At 72.3% G+C, this 22,694-nt stretch carries 16 protein-coding genes and 1 tRNA gene; 10 read left to right on the plus strand and 7 right to left on the minus strand.

Going from position 1 to position 22,694, the window contains the following annotated elements:
* From V9U70_RS25490 to V9U70_RS25515, 6 genes are all read left to right on the plus strand, one after another.
* A partial coding sequence (locus V9U70_RS25490) for a non-ribosomal peptide synthetase (RefSeq protein WP_336678914.1) occupies positions 1-5,781 on the plus strand: 5,781 nt, incomplete at its 5' end.
* A gap of 71 nt (positions 5,782-5,852) precedes the next feature.
* Positions 5,853-6,815, plus strand: coding sequence for an ornithine carbamoyltransferase (locus tag V9U70_RS25495; RefSeq protein ID WP_336678916.1), 963 nt, complete (start codon positions 5,853-5,855; stop codon positions 6,813-6,815).
* On the plus strand, positions 6,812-8,068 hold the full coding sequence (locus tag V9U70_RS25500; RefSeq protein ID WP_336678919.1) for an MFS transporter: 1,257 nt from the start codon (positions 6,812-6,814) through the stop codon (positions 8,066-8,068). Before V9U70_RS25495 ends, V9U70_RS25500 begins: the two co-directional genes overlap by 4 nt.
* Positions 8,065-9,006, plus strand: a complete 942-nt coding sequence (locus V9U70_RS25505; protein ID WP_336678921.1) for a TauD/TfdA family dioxygenase — start codon at positions 8,065-8,067, stop codon at positions 9,004-9,006. The genes V9U70_RS25500 and V9U70_RS25505 overlap by 4 nt, the downstream gene beginning before the upstream one ends.
* Before the next feature lie 6 nt (positions 9,007-9,012).
* A complete protein-coding gene (locus V9U70_RS25510) occupies positions 9,013-9,840 on the plus strand; it encodes a 4'-phosphopantetheinyl transferase family protein (protein ID WP_336678923.1) in 828 nt (275 codons plus the stop codon).
* A gap of 14 nt (positions 9,841-9,854) precedes the next feature.
* Positions 9,855-10,832 carry a TauD/TfdA family dioxygenase gene (locus V9U70_RS25515; RefSeq protein ID WP_336678925.1) on the plus strand — a complete coding sequence of 326 codons (978 nt, stop codon included), beginning with the start codon at positions 9,855-9,857 and terminating at the stop codon, positions 10,830-10,832.
* Between the two features lie 96 nt (positions 10,833-10,928).
* Here the strand turns inward: V9U70_RS25515 and V9U70_RS25520 are convergent, their stop codons facing one another.
* From V9U70_RS25520 to V9U70_RS25530, 3 genes are all read right to left on the minus strand, one after another.
* Complete coding sequence (locus V9U70_RS25520) at positions 10,929-11,543, minus strand: ribose ABC transporter ATP-binding protein (protein WP_336678927.1); 615 nt, start codon at positions 11,541-11,543, stop codon at positions 10,929-10,931.
* Positions 11,544-11,619: 76 nt separating this feature from the next.
* Positions 11,620-14,082, minus strand: a complete 2,463-nt coding sequence (locus V9U70_RS25525) for an ABC transporter permease (protein WP_336678929.1) — start codon at positions 14,080-14,082, stop codon at positions 11,620-11,622.
* The gene (locus tag V9U70_RS25530; RefSeq protein WP_336678931.1) at positions 14,076-14,810 is read right to left on the minus strand and encodes an ABC transporter ATP-binding protein; all 735 of its coding nucleotides are present in this window, start codon (positions 14,808-14,810) and stop codon (positions 14,076-14,078) included. The genes V9U70_RS25525 and V9U70_RS25530 overlap by 7 nt, the downstream gene beginning before the upstream one ends.
* A gap of 243 nt (positions 14,811-15,053) precedes the next feature.
* Here V9U70_RS25530 and V9U70_RS25535 point away from each other — a divergent pair, with 243 nt between their 5' ends.
* A complete protein-coding gene (locus V9U70_RS25535; RefSeq protein WP_336678933.1) occupies positions 15,054-15,809 on the plus strand; it encodes a thioesterase II family protein in 756 nt (251 codons plus the stop codon).
* Here V9U70_RS25535 and V9U70_RS25540 read toward each other — a convergent pair.
* Positions 15,712-16,545 carry a DedA family protein gene (locus V9U70_RS25540; RefSeq protein ID WP_336678935.1) on the minus strand — a complete coding sequence of 278 codons (834 nt, stop codon included), beginning with the start codon at positions 16,543-16,545 and terminating at the stop codon, positions 15,712-15,714. The genes V9U70_RS25535 and V9U70_RS25540 overlap by 98 nt on opposite strands.
* 124 nt (positions 16,546-16,669) lie before the next feature.
* On the opposite strand from V9U70_RS25540, the gene V9U70_RS25545 reads away from it, so the two are divergent.
* Both V9U70_RS25545 and V9U70_RS25550 read left to right on the plus strand, forming a co-directional pair.
* Entirely contained in the window at positions 16,670-17,983 is a 1,314-nt protein-coding gene (locus V9U70_RS25545; RefSeq protein WP_336678937.1) for a sensor histidine kinase, read from the plus strand.
* Positions 17,984-17,999: 16 nt separating this feature from the next.
* Positions 18,000-18,644 carry a response regulator transcription factor gene (locus V9U70_RS25550; RefSeq protein ID WP_336678939.1) on the plus strand — a complete coding sequence of 215 codons (645 nt, stop codon included), beginning with the start codon at positions 18,000-18,002 and terminating at the stop codon, positions 18,642-18,644.
* Between the two features lie 42 nt (positions 18,645-18,686).
* On the opposite strand, the gene V9U70_RS25555 is transcribed toward V9U70_RS25550, so the two are convergent.
* The gene (locus V9U70_RS25555) at positions 18,687-19,736 is read right to left on the minus strand and encodes a helix-turn-helix transcriptional regulator (RefSeq protein WP_336678941.1); all 1,050 of its coding nucleotides are present in this window, start codon (positions 19,734-19,736) and stop codon (positions 18,687-18,689) included.
* A gap of 131 nt (positions 19,737-19,867) precedes the next feature.
* Here V9U70_RS25555 and V9U70_RS25560 point away from each other — a divergent pair, with 131 nt between their 5' ends.
* On the plus strand, positions 19,868-20,086 hold the full coding sequence (locus V9U70_RS25560; protein ID WP_336678943.1) for a hypothetical protein: 219 nt from the start codon (positions 19,868-19,870) through the stop codon (positions 20,084-20,086).
* A gap of 824 nt (positions 20,087-20,910) precedes the next feature.
* Here V9U70_RS25560 and V9U70_RS25565 read toward each other — a convergent pair.
* Together V9U70_RS25565 and V9U70_RS25570 are read right to left on the minus strand one after the other, a co-directional pair.
* Positions 20,911-20,987 (minus strand) — tRNA-Thr (locus tag V9U70_RS25565).
* Positions 20,988-21,085: 98 nt separating this feature from the next.
* Complete coding sequence (locus tag V9U70_RS25570) at positions 21,086-22,615, minus strand: alpha/beta hydrolase (RefSeq protein WP_336678945.1); 1,530 nt, start codon at positions 22,613-22,615, stop codon at positions 21,086-21,088.
* Positions 22,616-22,694 lie beyond the last annotated feature (79 nt).

A 22,694-nucleotide genomic window follows, 5' to 3' on the forward strand; every position in this document is an offset into this window, starting at 1 on the left:
CAGGCGCTGGCTTACACCATCTTCACCTCGGGCTCGACCGGCCGCCCCAAGGGCGTCGAGGTCACCCACCAGGGCCTGGCCAACCATGTCGCCTGGGCGGCACGGGAGTTGGCGTCCCAGGGACAGGGCGGCGCACCGCTGTTCTCCTCGGTCGCCTTCGACCTCGTCGTCCCCAACCTCTGGGCCCCCCTCGTCACCGGCCAGAAGGTCCACACCGTCGCCCAGGACACCGACATGGCCGACCTCGGCCGTGAGGTCGCCGCGGCGGGACCGTACAGCTTCATCAAGCTGACACCGGGCCATCTCGACGTCTTGGTCGAGCAGCTGACCGCCGAACAGGCCGCATCCCTCGCGCCGGTGCTCGTCGTCGCCGGCGAGGCCTTCACCCGCACCACCCTGGAACGCTGGCGAACCCTCGCCCCGCACACCCGGCTGATCAACGAATACGGACCCACCGAAGCATCCGTCGGAACCTGCGTCTACCCAGTACCCGCAGACGAGGCGGCCGAGGTGCTGCCCATCGGCACCCCTCTGCCCAACATGACCATGTACGTCCTCGACGCGGCCCTCGAACCCACCCCGATCGGCGTCCCGGGCGAGCTGTACGTCGGCGGCACCGGCGTGGCCCGCGGCTACGCAGGCCGACCCGACCTCACCGCCGACCGCTTCGTACCCGACCCGCACGGAACACCCGGCGACCGCCTCTACCGCACCGGCGACCTCGTCCGCACCCGCCCCGACGGCGCCGTCGAATTCCTCGGCCGCCTCGACGACCAGATCAAGATCCGCGGCCACCGCATCGAACCCGGCGAGATCCAGAGCGTCCTCACCGACCACCCCGCCATCCGCGACGCGGTCGTCATACCCCGCACGACCACGGCCGGCGAGACCCACCTCGTCGCGTACTACGTGAGCACCGAGGGGAGCTCCGTCGATGCGGCCGACCTCGGGAAGCACGCCGCCGAGCGGCTGCCCGACTACATGCTCCCCACCGCCTACATCGCTCTCGACACCATCCCCCTCAACACCAACGGCAAGACCGACAAACGCGCCCTCCCCGACCCCGACGACACCGCGGACGGCACCGGCACCCCCTATGTCGCCCCGCGCACCGGAACCGAGGCGCGCGTCGCGGAGATCTGGGCGCAGGTCCTCCAGCTGGAGCGGGTCGGCGTCGAGGACGGGTTCTTCGACCTCGGCGGCCACTCCATCCGCGCCGTCGCCTTGGTCGGGGCCCTGCGCGCCGCCGGGTTCGACGTCGGGGTGCGCGAGGTCTTCGAGCACCGCACGGTCGCCGAGCTGAGCGAGTTCCTGACCGGGCGCCCCGCGCCGGCCGAGACGGCACCGCCCGTCGAGCCGTTCGCACTCCTCGGTCCGGACGACCGGGCGAGGCTCCCCGAGGGAACCGTCGACGCCTACCCGATGTCGCAGGTCCAGCTCGGCATGATCGTGGAGATGCTCGCCGACGAGGAGAAGCGCGCCTACCTCAACGTGGCGTCCTTCCGCATCACCGACGGCGTCCCCTTCGAGGTCGCCGCGTTCCGCCAGGCCCTCAACATCGTCACCCGGCGCCACGAGATGTTGCGCACCTCCTTCGACCTCGACGGCTACAGCACGCCCCTCCAGATCGTCGCCCCCACCGCCCACGTGCCGCTGGTGGTCGAGGACCTGAGGCTCGCGGGCGACCGGGAGGAGCGGACGCGCGCCATCCTCACCGAGGAGCGCGCGGTCCTCTTCGACCTGGCGAAGGCGCCGCTGCTGCGGATGACCGCACAGCTGGAGGACGACCACGCCTGGCGGCTCGTCGTCACCGTCTGCCACGCCATCACCGAGGGCTGGAGCCACCGGGCCCTGCTCATGGAGCTCCTGGAAACCTACCGCGTGCTGCGGGACGGCGGCGAGTCGGCCCCGTACACCGCCCCGCCGGTGCGCTACGCGGACTTCATCGCCGCCGAACTGGCCTCCTTGGACTCCGAGGACGACCGCGCCTACTGGAAGGATCTGGTGAGCGGCCATGCCCCGTTCGCGCTGCCCGCTCCGTGGGCCGGGGACCCGCTCGCCCCGCGCGAGAAGTACCGGGTGGCGGTCGAGCTCTTCGACCTTCAGCCGAGGCTGCGCGCGCTCGCCACACAGGCCCAGGTGTCACTGAAGAGCGTCCTGCTCGCCGCCCACCTGAAGGTCCTCTCCCTGCTCACCGAGGAAACCGCCTTCCACAGCGGCCTGGTGTGCAGCGCGCGCCCCGAGTCGCCGGGTGCTGAGCGGGTGTACGGCATGTACCTCAACACGCTGCCGTTCGCCTTCGCCGGAGCCCGGGGCACCTGGACCGACCTGGTACGGGAGGTGTTCGCCGCCGAAGGGCGCGTCTGGGACCGCCGGCGCTTCCCGATGCCGGTCATCCAGCGCGACGCCGGGACCGGCCGGCTCCTCGACGTCCGCTTCAGCTACCAGGACTTCGACCACGTCGACACCGAACTGGTCGACCCCGAGGCCAGCAGCGGCGAGGGCGGCACCGAGTTCGCCCTCGCGGTCTCCGCGGTCTCCGGGCACCTGCTGCTGACCACGCACACCCACGCCCTGGCCCGGGAGCACGCCGACCGGCTGACCGACTTGTACCGGCAGGTTCTGGAGGCGATGGCCGCCGACCCGGACGGCAGCGCGGAGTACGCCCCGCTGCCGGCGGGCGAGGCGGAGTGGCTGGGGGCGCTCAACGAGACCGCCGAGGACTATCCGGCGCTCTCCGTCCTGGAGCGCTTCGAGCGGCAGGCCCGGGCCACCCCCGGGGCGGTCGCCGTCACCTTCCGGGGCGAGGAGGTCAGCTACCGGGAACTGGACGAGGCGGCCAACGCGATCGGCCACCGCCTGCTCGCCGAGAACGTCGGCCGGGAGTCCGCCGTCGGCGTGCTCCTCGACCGCTCCCCCCGGCTCATCGCGACCCTGCTCGGGGTGTGGAAGGCGGGTGCGGCGTACGTGCCGGTCGACCCGTCCTACCCGGCGGAGCGGATCGCCTCCATGCTGGAGACGGCCGGCGCGGCGCACGCGGTCACCCAGCCCGAGTACGCGGCGCACTTCGGTGGCCTCACCCCGCTCCTGGTCGGCGAGGCACTCGCCACGCAGGAGCGGGCGCCCGCGCGGACCGACGACCCCGACCGGCTCGCGTACGTCATCTTCACCTCCGGCTCGACGGGCCGGCCCAAGGGCGTCCAGATCCCGCACCGGGGCCTGGCCAACCACGTGGCCTGGGCGGCGGTGGAGCTGGCCGCGCGCGGCATCGGCGGCGCACCGCTGTTCTCGTCCGTGGCCTTCGACCTGGTCGTGCCCAACCTGTGGGGTCCGCTGGTCACCGGGCAGGCCGTGCACGTCGTGCCGCAGGACACCGCGCCGGGCGAGCTCGCGGAAGCGCTCATGGACCGGGCCCCGTACAGCTTCGTGAAGCTGACCCCCGGCCACCTCGACATCCTCTCCGAGCAGCTCGCGACCGACGAGGTGGACCGGCTCGCCCAGGTGTTCGTCGTCGCGGGCGAGGCGCTGCCCGCCACCACCGGCAACCAGGCGCTCGAACTCCTGGGCGCGGGACGGATGATCAACGAGTACGGGCCCACCGAGGCATCCGTCGGCTCGACCGTCCACCCGGTGACCGAGCCGGTCACCCTCGATGTGGTGCCGATCGGCACGCCCCTGCCGAACATGACCACCCACGTCCTGGACCGGGCCATGCGCCTGGTGCCCGTGGGCGTGGTCGGCGAGCTGTACGTCGGCGGCACCGGGGTGGCACGCGGCTACGCGGGCCGTCCCGACCTGACGGCGGACCGCTTCGTGCCCGACCCGTACGGGCCCGCCGGCGGGCGGCTGTACCGCACGGGCGACCGGGTGCGAATGCTCGCTGGCGGCGCGGTCGAGTTCCTCGGCCGCCTGGACGACCAGGTCAAGATCCGCGGCTACCGCGTCGAGCTCGGCGAGGTGCAGGCCGTCGTGGCCGCCCACCCCGCCGTGCGGGACGCCGTGGTCACGGTCCACGAACCCACCCCCGGCGACAAGCGCCTCGTCGCCTACTGCGTGCCGCACGAAGGACAGCGGCTCCCTGACGCCTCGGCCCTCGCCGAGGAATGCGGCCTGCGGCTCCCCGAGTACATGGTCCCCTCGGCGTTCGTCGCCCTGGAGACCATGCCGCTCAACGTCAACGGCAAGGTCGACCGGCGGGCGCTGCCCGCCCCCGACCGCTCCTCCCTGCGCGGCGACGACCACCCCTACGTCGCCCCCCGCACCCCCACCGAACAGCTCCTCGCCACGATCTGGCAGGACGTGCTCGGCGTCGAGACCGTCGGCATCCACGACCGGTTCCTCGACCTCGGCGGCCACTCCATCCTGATGATCCAGGTACTGGCCGCCGCCCGGCGAGCGGGCCTCACCGTCTCCGTCTGGCGCATGTACCAGCACGGGACCCTCGCCGACCTGGCCGCGGCCATCGACGAGGACGCGCTCCAGGCGGAGGCGGAGGCGGCCCCCGTGGCCCCCGCTCCTCCCGCCCGCGTGGAGGTCTCCGCCGACCTGCTGGCCTCGCTGCTCGACCGGGCGAGCGGCGGGGACAGCGCCAAGCTGGCCGAGGGGCCGCTCGCGGAGGTGGCCGCCCTGATCGGACGGCCGGCCGCGCCGGCGTTCCCCCTCGACGAGCTGACGGCTCTCATGGCCGAGCACCAGGTGCCCGGTGTGAGCGTCGCCGTTCTCGGCGCCGACGGCTCGACCGAGCTGCACGGCGTCGGCCACCTGCGGGCAGGGGGCGGCGCACCGGTGACCCCTCGGACGCTGTTCCAGGTCGGCTCGATCAGCAAGCACGTCACGGCGTTCGCCACCCTGCGGCTCGTGGCCCAGGGGCTCATCGGCCTCGACGACCCGATCGACCGGCACCTCACCTCGTGGCGACTCGCCGACCTGTCCGAGGCGCCCGGACCGGTCACGGTCCGCCAGCTCCTCGGGCACACGGCGGGCTTCGCACGCCACCGCAGCGTCGGGTTCCGGCCCGGCGATCGGGTGCCCACGCTGCGGGAGCTGCTCGACGGGACCGGGCCGGTGTCCACGCCCCGGGTCAGCCGGCAGCTCGTACCCGGTGAGGTCTTCCGCAAGAGCAGCACGCACTACTGGGTGCTGCAGCAGCTCCTGGAGGACGCCACCGGCGAACCCTTCCAGGAGCTGATGGACCGGCTCGTGCTGAGGCCCATGGACCTCACGGGCAGCAGCTTCGACCAGTCCTTCCCGCGCACCGCCGGACGCCCGGTGGCGCTCGGCCACCACGTGAAGGGCAAGCACCTGGACGGCGGCTGGCGCGAACGCGCCCACCTCGCCGCCGCCGGGCTGTGGACGACCGCTGAGGACCTCGGCAAGGTCGCCCGCCACTGCCGGGCCGCACTCCTCGGCCTGGACGGCGCCCTGATCCCCCGGGACACCGCCGCCGAGCTGCTCCACACCCATCCGGGCAGCTTCTACGGACTCGGCACCATCGTCGACGACAGCGGTGACGACGCCGAGTTCGGGCACGGCGGTGAACCGGCCGGCTACTGGAACCTCTCGCTCACCCATCTCAGAAGCGGTGTGGGACTGGTCGCCCTGACCAACTCCGACAGCGGAAAGGACATCGTCAAGTTCCTCACGGCGTCCCTCAGCAAGCGTGAGCACGCCTTCGGCCAGGGCGAGTTGATGGCCGACTGGGCGGCGGCCGGCACCGGCACCGACGCCCCGGCCGACCACCCTCTGCTCACCCCCGTGGTGACGGAGGAGGACCGGGCCTGATCCGAGGCCGGGCCGCCCCGACCGGGCGGCCCGGCTCCCCGGCCGACTTCCACCCCCTCCAGGAGGACCCCGTGACCCACCCGCCCGCCCGCCACCTCATCTCCATCGACGACCTCTCCGACTCTGACCTGCGCCGGATCGTCCACGACGGCGTGACCTTCGCCCAGGCCGGCACCGGTGCCCGGCGCCCGCTGGCCGACCAGGTAGTGGGCGTCTACTTCAAGCAGACCTCCACCCGGACCCGTACCGCCTTCTCCAGCGGCGCGCTGCGCCTGGGCGGCCACCTGATCACGTACGGAGCCGGGGACCTCCAGCTCAACACCGGCGAGACCAGCGAGGACACCGGCGCGGTGCTCTCCCGGATGCTCGACGTGCTGGTCGCCCGCACCGCCGACGACCCGGCCGAGATGCGGGCCTGGGCGGACCAGCGGCGGATGTCCGTCATCAACGCCATGAGCGCCGACGAACACCCCACCCAGGCACTCACCGACCTCACCACCCTCCAGGGGCACTTCGGCCGCCTGGACGGCCTGCGCGTCCTGTACGTCGGTGAGGGCAACAACACCGCCTCCGCGCTCGCCCTGGCCCTCACCCGCTTCGAGGGCGCGCACCTCGACCTGCGCACCCCGCCCGGCTACGGTCTCGACCCCGCCTTCCTCGAACGCGCCCGGTGCACCGCGGCCCGCTGCGGCTCGACCGTCACCGAACGCCATGACATGGACGGCCTGCCGGAAGACGTCGACGCCGTCTACACCACCCGCTGGCAGACCACCGGCACCACCAAGGCCGACCCCGACTGGCGGCGCGTCTTCGCCCCCTTCCAGGTCACCGCCGACCTCTGGCAGGCCAGCCCCAAGGCCGTCTTCCTGCACGACCTGCCGGCGCACCGCGGTGACGAGGTCACCGGCGAGGTCCTGGACGGGCCGCACAGCCTCGCCTTCCAGCAAGCCGAGAACAAGATGCACAGCGCCATGGCGGTCCTCGCCTGGGCCCGCGGCGGGCGGGCCGGCTCCGAGGCAGCGGCCACCGCATGAGCGTCCTCGACGAAGCGCCGGCCGCCGCTCCCCCGCCGCTGCGCCGCAACCGCGACTTCCTGCTGCTGTGGGGCGGGGCCGGGTTCACCCTGCTCGGCTCCCGCGCCTCCATGGTCGCCTACCCGCTGCTGCTGATCTGGTCCACCGGATCGGCGGCGGCGGGGGCGGTGGCTGCGGCCGCCGCGCAACTGCCGCACCTGCTGGTGCAGTTGCCCGCGGGTGTCCTGGTCGACCGGTGCGACCGGCGACGGCTGATGGTGCTGTGCAGCGTAGGCTGCGCGCTCAGCACCCTCAGCGTCGTGGCCGCCGTGGCGAGCGGCCGGGTGTGGCTCGCGCACCTGGCAGCGGCCGCGTTCGTCGAGGGCTCCCTGATGGTCTGCTACCGGCTCGCGGAGCGGGCGAGCGTGCGCCATGTCGTTCCCGCCGCGCAGCTCACCGCCGCGCTCTCCGGCAGCGAGGCGCGCGGCCGCGCCGCCGGACTGCTCGGCCAACCCCTGGGCAGCGTGGCGTTCGCGCTCGCCCGCTGGTCGCCGTTCCTGCTGGCCGGCGTCGCCCACCTGCTCTCGCTCACCGCGGTGCTGCTCATCCGCTCCCCGCTCCAAGACCCCGCAAAGGGCCGGCCGCCCCGCGGGCGGCTGGGCCCGCAGATCGCCCAGGGGCTGCGCTGGCTGTGGCGCAACACCTTCCTGCGCCTGGTCATGCTGCTGCTCTCCGGCAGCAACGTGCTCTTCCAGGCCCTCGCCCTGCTCCCCGCCTTCGTCCTGTACGAGGACGGGCTCTCACCCGGCACGGTCGGCGTCATCGCCGCCCTCAGCGGGGCCGGCGGCGCGCTCGGCGCACTGGCCGGCGGCCGGGCGATGAAGCTCCTGGGCCTGCCGTCCCTGGTCCGCTGGGCGCTGCTCGCCTGGGCGGTCCTGGTCCCCGCGCTCGCGCTGACCCGCTCGCCCTGGCTGCTCGGCGCGCTGTTCGCCGCAATGAGCATGGTCGGCGGCGCCGTGAACGTCGCGGGCGGCGTCCACCAGGTGCTGACCACCCCCGACCGGCTCCAGGGCCGCGTCAACAGCGCCCTCCAACTGATGGGTTCGAGCGCGAACGCGCTCGGCGCGCTCTTCGGCGGGCTGCTCCTGGACGCGACCGGCGCGGCCGGTACCGCCGCCGTCCTCGGTGCCGCGATGGCAGCGATCGCGCTCACCGCACTTCTCATCGACCTTCCACGACACCACCGGAACACTCCCCAAGGAGATCAGGAATGAACACAACGCCCAGCTGGTCCCCGCTCGTCATCACCCCGCGGGACGCGGGCGTCGAGGCGTCGGCGGCCGGACTCCTGCGCGTGGTCGGCGACACCGCCGCCATCAGCGACCAGCTCGTCAAGGAGAAGGCGCTCATCTTCCGGGGTTTCGGCGTCACCGAGGAGACGCTCGACCCCGTCATGGGCGAACTGCTCCCCAACCGCCTCGCCTACGTGCACGGCAACTCGCCCCGAACCAAGGTCGGCAAGAACGTCTACACCTCCACGGAGTACCCGCAGGAGTTCACCATCTCGATGCACAACGAGATGTCCTACGCCGCAGCCTGGCCGGCCCGGCTGCTGTTCTTCTGCCAGAAGGCCGCAGCGACCGGCGGCGCGACGCCCGTCACCGACTCCGCGCTGTGGCTGGCCTCGCTCGACGACGAGGTGCGCGAGGCGTTCGGCTGCGGGGTCCGCTACCAGCAGAACCTGCACGACGGGCTCGGCCTCGGCAAGAGCTGGCAGGACACCTTCGAAACGACCGACCGCGGTGTGGTGGAGGAGTTCCTCACCCGCACCGAGGCCGAGTACGCGTGGCAGCGGGACGGCTCGCTGCGGGTGGGCCAGATCCGGCCCGCGACCGCCGTCCACCCGGTGACCGGTGACGAGGTCTGGTTCAACCAGTCCGACCAGTGGCACCCGGCCGGTCTCGGCGACGACACGGCCGCGGCGCTCGCGCAGATCCTGTCCGCCGACGAGCTGCCGCAGTCCGTGACGTTCGCCGACGGCTCCCCGATCCCCGACGCCTACATCCTGCAGATCCGTGACCGGGGCCTGGAGCACGCCCGCGACTGCGACTGGAACACCGGCGACCTCATGCTCATCGACAACATGCTCGTGTCGCACGGCCGCCGCCCCTTCACGGGCACCCGCCGGGTGCTCGTGGCGATGTCCGACTGAGGCGCCATGAGCGACAGCGACTCCCCGGCGGAGTACCGGGCGCTGGCGGCGGACGGCGGTGTGCACGTCTGGCAGGGCTCGACCCGGCACGCGCCGCCCGCCGCCGCCCTGCGGCTGCTCTCCGCCGCCGAACGCACCGTGATGCAGCGCAGACCGCGTACCGAGGGACTGCGGTACGCGGGAGCGCACATCGCCGTGCGGCAGATCCTCTCCCGCTACCTGGGCGTCCCCCCGGCGGGCCTGCGCTTCGGCACCCGGCCCTGCCCGTGGTGCGCCGACCCCGGTCACGGCCGCCCCGTCGTCACCAACCCCCTGACCGACCTCGACTTCAACCTCTCGCACGCCGGTCAGCACTGGGCCCTGGCGGTCAGTACGGCGGGACCCGTCGGCATCGACGTCGAGGACGGACGCTCCGGGAGCTCGGCGGGCGCCGCGCCCCTGGTGCTGTCCGCGTCCGAACTGACCTACGTGAACGGCCTGCCGGAGGGTGACGCGCGTGAAGCGGCCTTCCTTCGGTGCTGGACCAGGAAGGAGGCGGTGGTGAAAGCGATCGGCACCGGCATCACGGCGGACCTCAAGGGCCTGGAGGTCCGTCCCGAGCACGAGGGTCCGCTGACCGTGCGCAGTACCGGGCAGGGCGGCACCGGCGAATGGCTGGTGCAGGACCTGCGCGGCACGGGCGGCCTGTTCGTCGCCCTCGCCCGGCCCGCCGGCAGCGCCGGCCCGGTGACTCCGCGGACCCTGACCAGCGCCACCGGCCCCGCCCCCGGGGCGGCCCCCGTCCCCGCACGGGACACCGCCGCCACCTCCCTGCTCGTACCCTTCCGTTCCTGAAGGAGCCCGTCACCATGACCACCACCACACCCCTGCTCGGCCCCACCGTCCGTGCCGGATATCTGCCGCAGGTGTACGAGGCACCGGCCCCTGGCATCGCGGTCGCGGAGTTCATCGAGAGCAACCGCCCCGGGATCCGTGCCGCGCTGCACTCCCGCGGGGCCGTGCTGCTGCGCGGCTTCGACGTGGCCGGCGTCGACGGCTTCAACGGTTCCGTGCACGCCCTGTCGGGCACGCCGCCGCTGACGTACGCCGAGCGCTCCTCACCCCGTTCCACCATCAGGGGCCAGGTCTACACCTCGACCGACTACCCGGCGGACGAGGAGATCTTCCTGCACAACGAGAACTCCTACCAGGCCGTCTGGCCGCAGGCGCTGTACTTCTACTGCATCGAGCCGGCCCACACCCTGGGGGCAACCCCGCTCGCCGACATCCGCCAGGTGTTCCGCGCCATCGACCCGGACGTGCGGGGGGAGTTCACCCGACGCCGCTGGCGCGTGGTGCGCAACTTCCACGAGGACTTCGGCGTGCCATGGCAGCAGGCGTTCAACACCGACGACCGGGCCGCCGTCACCGCGTACTGCGAGGGCAAGGGGCTGGTCGTCGAGTGGACCGCCGGCGGACTGCGGACCACGGCGATCCGCGACGCCGTGCACCGCCACCCGGTGACCGGCGAGGACGTGTGGTTCAACCACATCACGTTCTTCCACGTCAGCACGGTCGCTCCGGACGTCCGCGAGGGCCTTCAGGAGATCTTCGCCGACGAGGACCTGCCGACGAACTCCTACTACGGTGACGGCGCCCCCATCCCCGACGACGTGGTGGCCCACCTGCGCCAGTGCTACCGCGACGCCTCCACCCGCTTCGACTGGCAGCGGCACGACATCCTGGTGGTGGACAACATGCTCGCCGCCCACGCCCGTGAGCCGTTCACCGGCCCGCGCAGGATCGCGGTGGCGATGGCCGAGCCGTCGCAGCCGGCGGCCGGCTGAGCCACCGCTCGCCGGACCGCACGAAGGGGCCGGCCNCCGCCCTACCTCCCGGGTAGGGCGGCCGGCCCCTTCGTGCGTCCGTGTGTGCCGTCGGTCCTACGGGGAGGAGTTCAGCGGGGCCAGCGCGCGCGGGCGCCGGCAGTGGAGGACGAAGGCCGGCGGCAGGCAGTCCCACGACGTGCGGCCGGCCACCACCTCCTCGAAGGACACCCCGAGCATCCGCCGGAAGCGCCGCTCCTCCGCCCGGAACCGGGCGTGCAGCGGGCCGGGCGCGGTGAACGCCCCCGCAGGGCTCAGCACCTCACGGACCGCGGCGAGGGAGGCCCGCCGCTTCGCGTGCGGCAGGCCCGCCCAGGACCGGCCGGCGATCACCACATCCGCCACCGCGATCCCCCGCCCGGCGAGCACACCGGGGAGGGACGCGGCGTCGGCGGTGACCACCTCGACGTCCGGGAAGCGCAGGCTGAGGCGGGCCGCCCGCACCGGATCGGACTCGACGGCGAGGTGCCGCCCCCGGCCGCCCAGCAGCTCCCGGACCAGGGCGGTCACCTCGCCTTCGTACGCGTCCAGTTCCACCACCACGGCCGGTCCCGACTCGGGCACCGGCGCCGTCAGGGCCATGGCGATCCGACGGGGGCCGGACGCCCCGGCGCGCGCCCAGGGCCCTCGGCGCGGGGGACCACCGGGCAGGGTGGCTCGGTCGCTCGTCACAGCGCTGGCCTCTCGCGTTGTAAGGGGGTGGGCGCGGGGTGCCGGGGCGCGGCGGGATGCGCCCGGTACCGGGCGGTCACTCGCGCATGCCCGCCAGTTCGACCGGCCGGACGCGCAGCGCGAACGACGCGGGCAGCACGGAAGCCACCGTCGCGAGCAGGGCGCTCGCGCCGATCACCGCAGCGACCGTGCCCCAGGGCACCACGACGTCGGACCACACGTCGAGCAGGCCGAGGGCGCTCCACACACCGAGGAGGTTCACCCCGGCGATCACCGCCCCGAGCACCGCGCCGACCGCGACCACCACCAGGGCCTCGACCCCGACGAGCCGCAGTACCTGCCCCTTCGTGGCGCCCGTCAGACGCAGCGAGGCGAGGTCGCGGACCCGGTCGGAGGTCGCCATCATCAGGGTGTTGGCGAGCGCGATGCCCGTGTAGATCAGGGCGATGCCGAGGATCATCCACAGGCCGAGCCGGGTGTTCTCGCTGGAGCGCGGGTAGTGGACCTCGACCCATCGGTCGCCCGTCAGGAGCTGGACGCCGGTCGCCTTCGCGGCGGCGCCGAGTGCGGCGGCCGCGGTGTCCGCGTCGTCCTGGGGCAGCGCGAGGTCGACCCGGTCGGCGGGGGCACCGGCGGCGTTGCGTTCGGTGAGGTAGACGCCGTTGCTGCCGGTGCCGGTGGAGAGCACCGCCGCGATGCGCAGGTCCGCCTTGCGGCCGTCGCCCAGCCAGACGGAGACCCTGTCGCCCACCTTCGTGGTCAGCCACTCCTCGTTGACGACGATGCTGTCATCGTCGAGGTCGGCGAGGCGGCCCGCGACGACCGGCAGGTGGGAGACGGCCGCGTGCGCCGCCGGATCGACCGCCTTGGCCTCGGACTTGACGAGGGCGACCCCCTCCTCCAGGACGGTCACCCCGGTGGACCGGGTCGCGCTGACGGTCACGCCGGGGACGGCCCCGGCACGCCGGACGAACTCGTCGGGCAGCGCCCGGCCCTCCCCGCCCGCCGTGGCGACCAGGTCCGCGGTGATCTGCTCCCGCGCCTCGCCGGCCTTGGCCTCGCTGATCGTGGCGGTGGTGCCCATCAGGGAGGCGGCGAGGGCCACCGTGATGATGACCGGGGCGGCGACGGCGGCGGTCCTGCGGACCCCGGCGGACGCGTTCTCCCGGGCCAGCATCCCGGTCGCGCCGGGAAGCCGGGCCGGCAGCCAGGTCAGCAGCCGGGTCAGCGGCTTGACCAGGACCGGCGCGAACAGGGCGAACCCGACGATCAGCAGCATCGGCTGGGTGATGTAGGTCTTGCGCTTCAGGACGTCGCCCGGGCTGTCCAGCAGGGCCAGGGAGAGCAGCCCGAGGCCGGTCGCGAGGACCGCGCCGCCGATCAGCCAGCGGCTGATCGGCATCGCGCGGGAGTCGATCGCGGACTCGCGCAGCGCCTCCGTCGGACCGACCCGGCCGGCCCGCCACGAGGAGACGACCACCCCGCTCAGGGCGACGAACAGGCCCGTCCAGAACGCGGTGTGCAGCGGCCACGTCTGCTCGCCGATCCGGAACCAGGCGGGGGCGATGCCGGCGTCGGCCATCCAGGTGGCGAGCCGGGGCGCGCCCGCCGCGCCGAGCCAGCAGCCGGCCGCCGAGGCGAGCACGCCGATGACGAAGGCCTCGATGAACACCATCCGCCGCACCTGGGAGGGGGTGGCACCGGCGGTGCGCAGCAGTCCGAACTCCCGGCGACGCTGGGCGACCGCGAAGGAGAAGGTCGAGGCGACGACGAACACAGACACGAAGCCAGTGACGCCCGCGGCCGTGCCGAGGAGCGCGTTCACCGAGACCAGTGCCTCCTCGTCCCGGTCGGGGTCCGGGTCGGCGCGCCGGCGTTCGTCGCCGGTCAGTACGTCGAACCCGGCGCCCACGGCCGCCTCGACCCGGTCGGCCGGGGCGTGCACGGCGACGGCGTCCACGTGGGGAGAGATCCGCGCGGCCTCGGCGTCGGTGAAGAACAGCGCGTTCTCGAAGCCGGTCGACGCGACCGTCCCGACGACGGTGACCTGCTCGGACCCGCGGGCGGTGGCGGCCTGCACCCGGGTGCCGGGCCGCAGCGCGTCCCCGGTGGCGACGGCCTCGCCGGGCGCTGAGGGGGCGCGTCCGGCGGTCAGCGTGTAGGGGGTGAGTGCGGCGACCGACCACGGGTGGCCGACGGTGTCCTCGCCGAGTCCGGGGCCCGACACGGGGAAGGTGCGGTCCTCGACGGTCCTGCCGAGCGCCGCGAGCTTCGCGGTGACGGCGGCCGGGACGGGCGCGGGATCGGTGATCGTCTGCGTACGTTCCCCGATGGGCGTGTCCGCCCGGACGAGGCCGGAGGTCTTCACGACGACCGGCGCCTTCACAAACCGCTCGGGCCCACGGTCCGGAGCGCTGAAGGTCGCCGCGAGGGCGAGCCCCGTGGTGGCGATGAGGCCGACGCCGAGGGCGAGGGCGATGAACGAGCCGATGAACGTGACCCAGCGGGTCCGCATTCCCTGCAGAGCGAGCTTCAGCACGGGAGGGCCGCCAGTCCGGTCATGTGCGCGGCGACCTGCTCGGCCGTCGGGGCGAACAGCTCGTCGTGTACCCGGCCGTCGGTGAGGAACAGCACCCGGTCCGCGAAGGAGGCGGCCATCGGGTCGTGCGTCACCATGATGACGGTCTGCCCTTGGTCGACCATCTGCCGCAGCAGCGTGAGCACTTCACGGCTGGTGGTGGTGTCCAGGGCGCCGGTCGGCTCGTCACCGAAGAGCACCTCCGGCCGGGTGACCAGGGCGCGAGCGAGCGCCACCCGCTGCTGCTGACCGCCGGACATCTCACTGGGCCGGTGCCCGGCCCGCTCGCGCAGGCCCACCTTCTCCAGCACGTCCAGGACATCGCTGCGCTTGGGGCGGCGGCCGGCGAGCCGCAGCGGCAGCGCCACGTTCTGCTCGGCGGTGAGCGAGGGCAGCAGGTTGAACGCCTGGAAGACGAAACCGATGCGGTCCCGCCGCAGCAGCGTGAGCTTCTTCTCGCTCAGCTTGCTCAGGTCGGTCTCCCCGAGAAGCACCTGGCCGCCGGTCGGCCGGTCCAGACCGGCCGTGCACTGGAGGAAGGTCGACTTGCCGGAGCCCGAGGGTCCCATGACGGCGGTGAACGTGCCGCGGGGAATGTCCAGGGAGACGTTGTCCAGGGCGGTCACGGCGCTCGCGCCCTTGCCGTAGGAGCGAGTGACCGAACGAAGTCGGACGGCTGCTTGATTCATGGTGTCCACTCAATCGGGCCCGGAGCTGGCGCACATCGCAGCCGGGCGGAGTCTTCGGGGTGGAGATAGCTCCACCCTCCTGTGCACGGTGGCCGCCCCGGGCGGGAAAAGGCAGTGCCCGGAGGCGACAGGAACGTGCGTGGGCAGCCTCCTGCCGCCGTCCCGGCCAGGTCACCGCGGCAACGGCCCGCACCATGGAGGGACGGACACGGCCACCGCACGGTGGCGGGAGGGCGGCTCGGAATGACGGTTATCAGCAGGGGAACAGCGGGAAAGTGGTTCCGGAGGTACCCGGCGCGGAGCGGGGCACCCCGGCTGCGCCTGGTCTGCCTGCCGCACGCCGGCGGCACCTCGACGCTGTACCACCGCTGGGCGGGGCTGCTGCCCGACGGCGTGGAGGTGCTGGCCACCCAGTACCCCGGCCGCCAGGAGCGGTTCAGCGAGCCGTGCGCCTCGTCTATGACGGAGCTGGCCGACGCGATCGCCGACGCCCTGGAGCCCGAACTCGACGCGCCGGTGGCCTTCTTCGGCCACAGCCTCGGTTCCGCCGTCGCCTACGAGGTGGCCCGCCGCCTCGAAGAGCACCACGGCGTCGTCCCCGAACGGGTCGTCGTCTCGGGCCGGGGAGCCCCGCACACCGAACGGGCCGGCGGCACCCTGCACCTGCTCGACGACGAGCTCCTGGTGGCCGCCGCCCGCAGGCTCGGCGATGTGGGCTCCGCCGTCTACGACGACCCCGACCTGCGTCCGCTGCTGCTGCCCTCGCTGCGCGGCGACTTCCGGCTCATCGAGTCCTACCGGCCCCTCGACGTGACACCGCTGCGCGCTCCGGTGACGGCCGTCGGCGGCACGGCCGACCCGGGCTGCACCCTCCCCGAGCTGCTGTCCTGGTCGGCGCTGACTACAGCGTCGTACGAGCACCGGCTGTTCCCCGGGGACCACTTCTACCTGGTCCCGCAGGAGGAGGCACTGGTGCGCTTCCTCGCCGAGCGGCTGTGACCAGGACGTCGCCGACCACGGCGGGCCCGCCCAGGGGGCCCTGGGCGCGCCCCTCTTCGGTACGGGCGGTCCGGGCGGCCCGGGCGTGCTCGCCGCGGGCCGTGAGCAGCAGCGGCAGCGACGTGGTCAGCAGCAGTACGACCGACGCGCAGGCCAGCACACCCGAACCGCCCCACTTCTCCCAGGAGCTCCCGGCGAGCAGCCCGAGCCCCACGCAGGAGGGCGCCCACAACAGCGCCGCCAGCACCGACCACCCCAGGTACGGCCGGTAGGGCACCTGCACGGAGCCGCAAAGCGCCGGGACCAGGGTGCGCAGGCCCCCGTTGAACCGGCCGAGTAGCACGGCCCGGCCGTGCCGGGCCCCCACCGTGACCAGCGCCAGCCGGTAGGACCGCGAGCCGGTGAGCCTCCCGGGGAGGGCACCCTCCAGCCGGTCGCCCCAGCGCCGGCCCACCCCGTACCCGAGCACATTGCCCGCCAGAGCCCCGGCCACCGCCAGCGCGAACACCCCCGCCACCGGCAGCACCCCGTGGTGCACGAGCACCCCGCTCGCCACCAGGGCGGTCTGCGAAGGGAAGAGCATGCCCACCACCGGTACCGCGGGCTCCACCGCGGGCAGCAGGAACACGATCACCAGCGTCAACCAGACGGGCACGACCGCGAACATGGCCTCCGGCGAGAACATCCCGGTCCCCTCCCCCTCGTACAGGAGCGGGCGGCTGCCCACTGCCCCCATCCGACCCCGCGGCACCCCTCGCGCACATTGCACCTGGTGGCCGTCCTTACGGAGAGTCCGCTACCGGTCGGATGGTGGAGCTGGCTGGGTGGTCGGCGCGATACGGGCCTCATATCGTGCCCCCATGCACTCACCCAGCCTCTGGCAGGCCCTGCACCAGCGCCGGTACCTCCGTAGCGGCTGGCCGTGGCGCTGCGCCCTGTACTTCCTGACCAGCGTGCCGCTGGGCGCCGCTCTGCTGGCTTGTCTGCTCGTCCTCGCGCTGGCCGGCAGCCTGCTGACCGTGGTCCTCGTCGGGGTGCCTCTCCTGCTGACACTGGTCCTCGCCGGGCTGCCGGTCGCGCATGTGGAGCGGCGCCGGCTGCGTCTGATCGATCCGGCCGTGCCGCTGACCGACGCCCACCAGGACCCGCCGCGCACCGGGCCCGCCGCCTGGCTGCGCACTCGCCTCCAGGAGCGTTCCACCTGGCGGGAGTTGGGTTACGCCCTCCTGTTCGGCTGCCTCCTGTGGCCCTTGGAGGCAGCGGTCATCGGCACGGTCCTCGGCGTGAGCGGGGGGCTGATCTCCACCCCCCTGATCATGGCCACGGCCGGCGGCGGCGAGGAGGCGCGGGTCATCAAGCTGTGGCTGGTCCACTCCTACCCGGCGGCGTTCGCCGTCGCCCTGGCCGGGCTGCTCCTGCTCCCCCTGCTGGCTTACCCGCTCGGCCTGCTCGCCGTGGGACGCGCCCAGCTCACCCGCCTTCTACTGGACGTGTCACCCCATCAGGACGACGTACGCGTCAAGGAATTGAGCCGTTCTCGGATGCGCCTGGTGAGCGCCTTCGAGGCCGAGCGCCGCCGGATCGAACGTGACCTGCACGACGGCGCCCAGCAGCGGCTGGTCTCCCTGTCGATGCGGCTGGGCCTGGCGCGCCTCGACGCCCGCGAGGAGCCCCTCGCCGGGCTCCTGGCTCAGGCCCACGGTGAGGCCCAGGCCGCTCTGGTCGAGCTCCGGGAGCTGATCCAGGGCATCCACCCCCGGGTCCTCACCGACCGGGGTCTGGCCGCGGCCATCGAGGACATCGCCGACCGCTCCCCGGTCCCCGTCGACCTCGATCTCGACCTGCCCCACCGCTTCCTCGAAGCGGTCGAGTCCGCCGTCTACTTCGCGGTGTGCGAGGGTCTGGCGAACGTCGCCAAGCACAGCCAGGCCACCAGGGCCACCGTCGAGGCCCGCGTCGAGGCGGGCCAACTAGTCGTCCGCGTGGTGGACAACGGCGTGGGGGGGGCGGATGAGGCCGACGGCACCGGGCTGGAGGGGGTCGCGGATCGCATCTCGGTCCTGGGCGGGCATTTGCTAGTGTCCTCACCGTCCGGCGGGCCCACGGTCTTCCGTCTCCTCGTGCCCTGCACCCCGGCTCCGGACCGCCGACTCGACGCCCCGCCGGCCCGATAGCCCGTAGAGGAACCAGATGTTGCGCATCGTGTTGGCCGAGGACAGCGTGCTGCTGCGGGAGGGCCTCGTCGGGCTCATGGAGCGCTTCGGCCACCAGGTTCTCGCCGGTGTCGGTACGGCCGACGAGCTCACGGCAGCCGTCGCGGAGCACGAGCCCGACATCGTCGTCACCGATGTACGGATGCCGCCCGGCTTCTCCGACGAGGGGCTGCGGGCCGCGCTGCGGCTCCGCGAGAAGAACCCCCAGCTGCCCATCCTGGTCCTCAGCCAGTACGTCCAGCGCGCCTACGCCGAGGAGCTGCTCGACTCCTCCGACGGCACCCACGTCGGCTACCTCCTCAAGGAACGCGTCGGCAACGTCGAGGAGTTCGTGGAAGCCCTCCAGCGGGTGGCCGCCGGCGCGACCGTCGTCGATCCCGAAGTGGTCCGCCAGCTCCTGCGACACCGCCGCGACCCACTGGCCAAACTGACCCCCCGTGAGCAGGAGGTCCTCGCGCTGATGGCCGAGGGCCAGTCCAACGCATCCGTCGCCGCGTCCCTGCACGTCAGCGAGGGCACCGTCAGCAAGCACTTCGGTTCCATCCTCACCAAACTGGACCTGAGCCTGTCCGACGCCACCAACCGCCGGGTACTGGCCGTCCTGGCCTACCTGCGCGGCTGATCTCCCGGGACAGCCTTACGGTGGCCCCGCGTCCGAGTCCGCTCAGCCGACGAGCCAGCCCCGCTCGGCCGCCAACGCACCCAACTGGAAGCGGCTGCGGGCCCCCAGACGGTTCATCAGCGCCGCCGTCACCCGGCGACTGGTGCGCACCGACACCCCCAGCTTGCGGGCGATCACCTCGTCGGTGAGGCCGGCCGCAAGCAGTCCGAGCACCGCGCTCTCCTGGTCGGCGAGCGCCCCGTCCCGCTCCCGGTCCCGCTCCTCGCCGAACCGCGCTGCCCGCTGCCACACCTGCTCGAACAAGGACTGGAGCGCGGCCACCGGCCCCGGGCTGGACAGCAGGAAGGCTCCCGCGTCCGGTGCGGCCGGGTCGATCGGCACGAGCGCCGTGCGCCGATCCCAGATGATCACCCGGAGCGGCAGATGCGGAACCGTCCTGACCTCGGCCCGCTGCTCGACCAGCCACTGCGCGTACTCGCTGGTGGGCCGGTCGTTGCGGATGCTGTCCTGGTAGACGTAGCTGACCCGGGCCGACCGTTCCAGGAGCAGCAGATCGAGCGGCTGGGAGGAGGCGAGGACTTCGCTGGGCTGCGCGCCACCGGGCACAAACACCTGGATCTCCTCCCGGCACTCATGACACTCCCTTTCCACAGAGGTCTGCACGGCGTCGATCCCGCGCAGTTCCCGCACGGATGACACCGGCCCGCTCTCCGATGCACTGCGGTATTCGTCGACCAGGTTCTCCGCCGCGAGTTTCGTCTGCGTGAGAATCTGCTGCCGCCGGAGCAATTCCGTTTCCTGTGCGACGATCAGAGTTTGCAGTCCGACTTCAGGATCCACCAACCGCCGGCTGTCCCGGTGCTCGTGCGAGGGCCGCACGAGAGAGAGGCAGAAGAGTTCATCGAGGGCGTTCGAGGCCCGGTCGACCGACCAGCCGAGGCGTGCGGCGAGCGCGCCCGCCTCCGCTCGCGGCTCCTTCAGCAGAGCGCGGTACGCGCACGCGGCGTCCGTGCCGAGCCCGATCTCCGTGAGCACTCCGGCCTCCAGTCGTCGATGGTGCGCGCAGCGTATGCCGACCTTCTTTTCACCCATTTTCACGAGGATTTCCGCGCTGCGAAATCGAGGAAAAATAGGCTCGAAAGTCCAGCTCCGTAAGGTTCTGCTCAGAAAACGAAAACAGCGTGAACGGCCGATGCGGCGTTCAACGAGGGGGAAAAATCCACATGCGTAACAAGAGCGCGTTCCTTGCAGCGGCAACCGGTGCGATCCTGCTGAACGTCCTGCTGCTGGCGACTCCGGCCGCCGCCGACGGCGGGAACGAGCGCGACCTTCCCTGGACTGCACCGCCGGCGCGCACGGTGGAGCTGGTGCTCGACCCCGTCCTGGACGTTCTTGACACCCTGAGCGGCGAGGTCGACGGCGACCTGCCCTGGACCCGCTGATCGGCGACGGCTGAGCAGGCGGCGCAGTTGCTGCGAGAGTAGATGGCACGCACATCTGTGAGAACTAACGCACATTCAAGATCGCCGAGCCCAGGTCACGGACAACGCACCCGACTCCAAGATTGAACGCCCCGCGTGGATCCTCACGCTTCGTCACGCACAGCTGTCCACCGGTGGCCTCACGCACCGGGGAAGTCCCGCAGGTCTGCCGACCAGAACAGCAGATCACGGCTTTGCGACCACGTTTGGCCGACTACATGTAGACCTGCGACCTACGCATTGCCATGCGTAGGTCGCACATGCCCTATTCACCCGGAACTCAAGGCCATTCGGCAGAAGAAACCCCAGGTCAGAGGTCTGACCTGGGGTTCACGCTTAGCAGTGGGAGACAGCGCTCGACGCTCGGCTGACCATGTACTCGGCATCGCCCGTACGCATCCTGACGACCCAAGCGCACGCCCGTGATCTGATCTGACCTCCTCGCCATCGATTCATGTCAGAACCAAACAGTCCCGACGCCGCCTGCGGCCCTCTCGGAGATCGGTGAGTTCCACCCGTTGGCCAGGGAGTGGCGAAAGCCTCTGACGGAGTTTCACGCACAGCAGTCCACCGGTCGTCCACCGGAACCCGTTGCGCCAGCCTGACCTCTCCCCTGCGACTGGGCAAAAGACCAGTTCAGAGCCTTGGTTCGACGATCTCGTCACAGAAACGAACCTTCGACCTACGCATTACGATGCACAGACAGAAAGCGTCCGATTTGCCCAGCTTCCAAGGTCAACAACACCAAGAAACCCCAGGTCAAAGGCTTGACCTGGGGTTCACGGTGGAGCCGCCTTCGGGATTCGAACCCGAGACCTACGCATTACGAGTGCGTTGCTCTGGCCAACTGAGCTAAGGCGGCACGCCCTGTCGCACGATGGTGCGATCAGCAGCGGAGCCAAGTCTACACAGTTTCCGGGGGTGCTCCGCACCGAGCGCCCCCGGAGGCGTTCGCACAGGTCAGGTGCACTTCTTGCCGTCGGTGGGCGGGGTGCCCTCCAGGAGGTACGTGTTGATCGCCGTGTCGACGCAGTCGCTGCCCCGGCCGTAGGCGGTGTGGCCGTCGCCGTCGTAGGTGAGCAGGGTGCCGGAGGACAGCTGCTCGGCGAGGGACTGGGACCACGTGTACGGGGTGGCGGGGTCACGGGTGGTGCCGACGACCACGATCGGGTCGGCGCCCTTCGCCTCGGTGCGGTGCGGGGCGCCCGTGGGCTCTGTCGGCCAGGAGGCGCAGTTCAGGGCGGCCCAGGCGAAGCCGCGGCCGAACACCGGGGAGGCCTTCTCGAAGTCGGGGAGGGCCTTCTTCACGGCTGCGGGGCCGTCGAAGGCGGGCGGCAGGTCGAGGCAGTTCACCGCGGCGTTGGCGAACATCAGGTTCGCGTACGTACCGCTGGGGTCGCGCTCGTAGTAGCTGTCGGCCAGCGAGAGGAGGCCCGAGCCGTCGCTGTGCTGCGCGCCCGTCAGGGCTTCGCGGAGCTGCGGCCAGGCCGCTTCGTCGTACATGGCGGCGATCACGCCGGTGGTGGCCAGGGGCTCGCCCAGCTTGCGGTCGTCGCCGGCCGGGATCGGCTTCGCGTCCAGTTCCGCGAAGAGCTGCTTCAGCCGGGCGGCCGCGTCGGCGGTGGACGTGGTGCCCAGCGGGCAGTCCGGCTGCTCGACGCAGTCGGCGGCGAAGGACTGGAACGCCCCCTCGAAGCCAGCCGTCTGGTCACGGTTCATGTCGACGGCCTTGAGGGAGGGGTCCATCGCCCCGTCCAGGACCAGCCGTCCGACCCGCTCGGGGAAGAGGTCGGCGTACGTGGCGCCCAGGAAGGTGCCGTACGACGCGCCCACGTAGTGCAGCTTCTCGTCGCCGAGCAGGGACCGCAGGATGTCCATGTCACGGGCCGTGTCGGCCGTGGAGACGTACGGGAGGATCTCGCCCGACCGCTTCTCGCAGCCCTGGGCGAACTTCTCGAAGGCTCCGCTGAGCTTCTGGATCTCGGCCTCGTCGTCGGGCGTCTGGTCGACCTGGGTGTAGGCGTCCATCTCCTTGCCGGTGAGGCACTCCACGGGCTCGCTGCGGGCCACGCCGCGCGGGTCGATGGCCACCATGTCGTAGCGGGCCCGGACCGGGGCCGGGTAGCCGAGCGCCGCGTACCCCTGGAGATAGCCGATGGCGGACCCGCCCGGGCCGCCCGGGTTCACCAGGAGCGAGCCGATCCGCTCGCCGGGGCCGGTGGCCTTCTTGCGGGAGACAGCCAGCTCGACGTCACCGCCGTCGGGCCTGTCGTAGTCCCGGGGGGCCTTCATCGTCGTGCAGGCGAACCCCTCCACCCCGCAGTCGCGCCAGCTCAGCTTCTGCGCGTAGTACGACGACAGCCTCTCGGGGGCCGCGGCGCCCGTCGCCCCCGAGGGGCCGGGCGACGGGCTGCCACTACAGCCGGAGACGAGGAGGCCGGCAGCGCCGATCCCGATGGCGAACGTACGGAGCAGGCGACTGGTATCCATCCTGCGAGCGTATCCGCCGGGTGACGAGTCGTCCGATTCCCTGCTCATTCGGGTGAACAGGGACCGCACCCGGACGGAG

Origin of the sequence: Streptomyces pratensis (genome assembly GCF_037137275.1) — a bacterium.
Lineage (GTDB): Bacteria > Actinomycetota > Actinomycetes > Streptomycetales > Streptomycetaceae > Streptomyces > Streptomyces pratensis_B.

What these genes read in the sequence shown, in the direction of transcription:
- V9U70_RS25500 (WP_336678919.1), top strand. Translation starts at nt 6,812, where the DNA reads ATGAGCGTCCTCGACGAAGCGCCGGCCGCCGCTCCCCCGCCGCTGCGC.
- V9U70_RS25505 (WP_336678921.1), top strand. Translation starts at nt 8,065, where the DNA reads ATGAACACAACGCCCAGCTGGTCCCCGCTCGTCATCACCCCGCGGGAC.
- V9U70_RS25550 (WP_336678939.1), top strand. Translation starts at nt 18,000, where the DNA reads ATGTTGCGCATCGTGTTGGCCGAGGACAGCGTGCTGCTGCGGGAGGGC.
- V9U70_RS25545 (WP_336678937.1), top strand. Translation starts at nt 16,670, where the DNA reads ATGCACTCACCCAGCCTCTGGCAGGCCCTGCACCAGCGCCGGTACCTC.
- V9U70_RS25530 (WP_336678931.1), bottom strand. Translation starts at nt 14,810, where the DNA reads ATGAATCAAGCAGCCGTCCGACTTCGTTCGGTCACTCGCTCCTACGGC.
- V9U70_RS25510 (WP_336678923.1), top strand. Translation starts at nt 9,013, where the DNA reads ATGAGCGACAGCGACTCCCCGGCGGAGTACCGGGCGCTGGCGGCGGAC.
- V9U70_RS25570 (WP_336678945.1), bottom strand. Translation starts at nt 22,615, where the DNA reads ATGGATACCAGTCGCCTGCTCCGTACGTTCGCCATCGGGATCGGCGCT.
- V9U70_RS25515 (WP_336678925.1), top strand. Translation starts at nt 9,855, where the DNA reads ATGACCACCACCACACCCCTGCTCGGCCCCACCGTCCGTGCCGGATAT.
- V9U70_RS25535 (WP_336678933.1), top strand. Translation starts at nt 15,054, where the DNA reads ATGACGGTTATCAGCAGGGGAACAGCGGGAAAGTGGTTCCGGAGGTAC.
- V9U70_RS25560 (WP_336678943.1), top strand. Translation starts at nt 19,868, where the DNA reads ATGCGTAACAAGAGCGCGTTCCTTGCAGCGGCAACCGGTGCGATCCTG.
- V9U70_RS25540 (WP_336678935.1), bottom strand. Translation starts at nt 16,545, where the DNA reads ATGGGGGCAGTGGGCAGCCGCCCGCTCCTGTACGAGGGGGAGGGGACC.
- V9U70_RS25555 (WP_336678941.1), bottom strand. Translation starts at nt 19,736, where the DNA reads ATGGGTGAAAAGAAGGTCGGCATACGCTGCGCGCACCATCGACGACTG.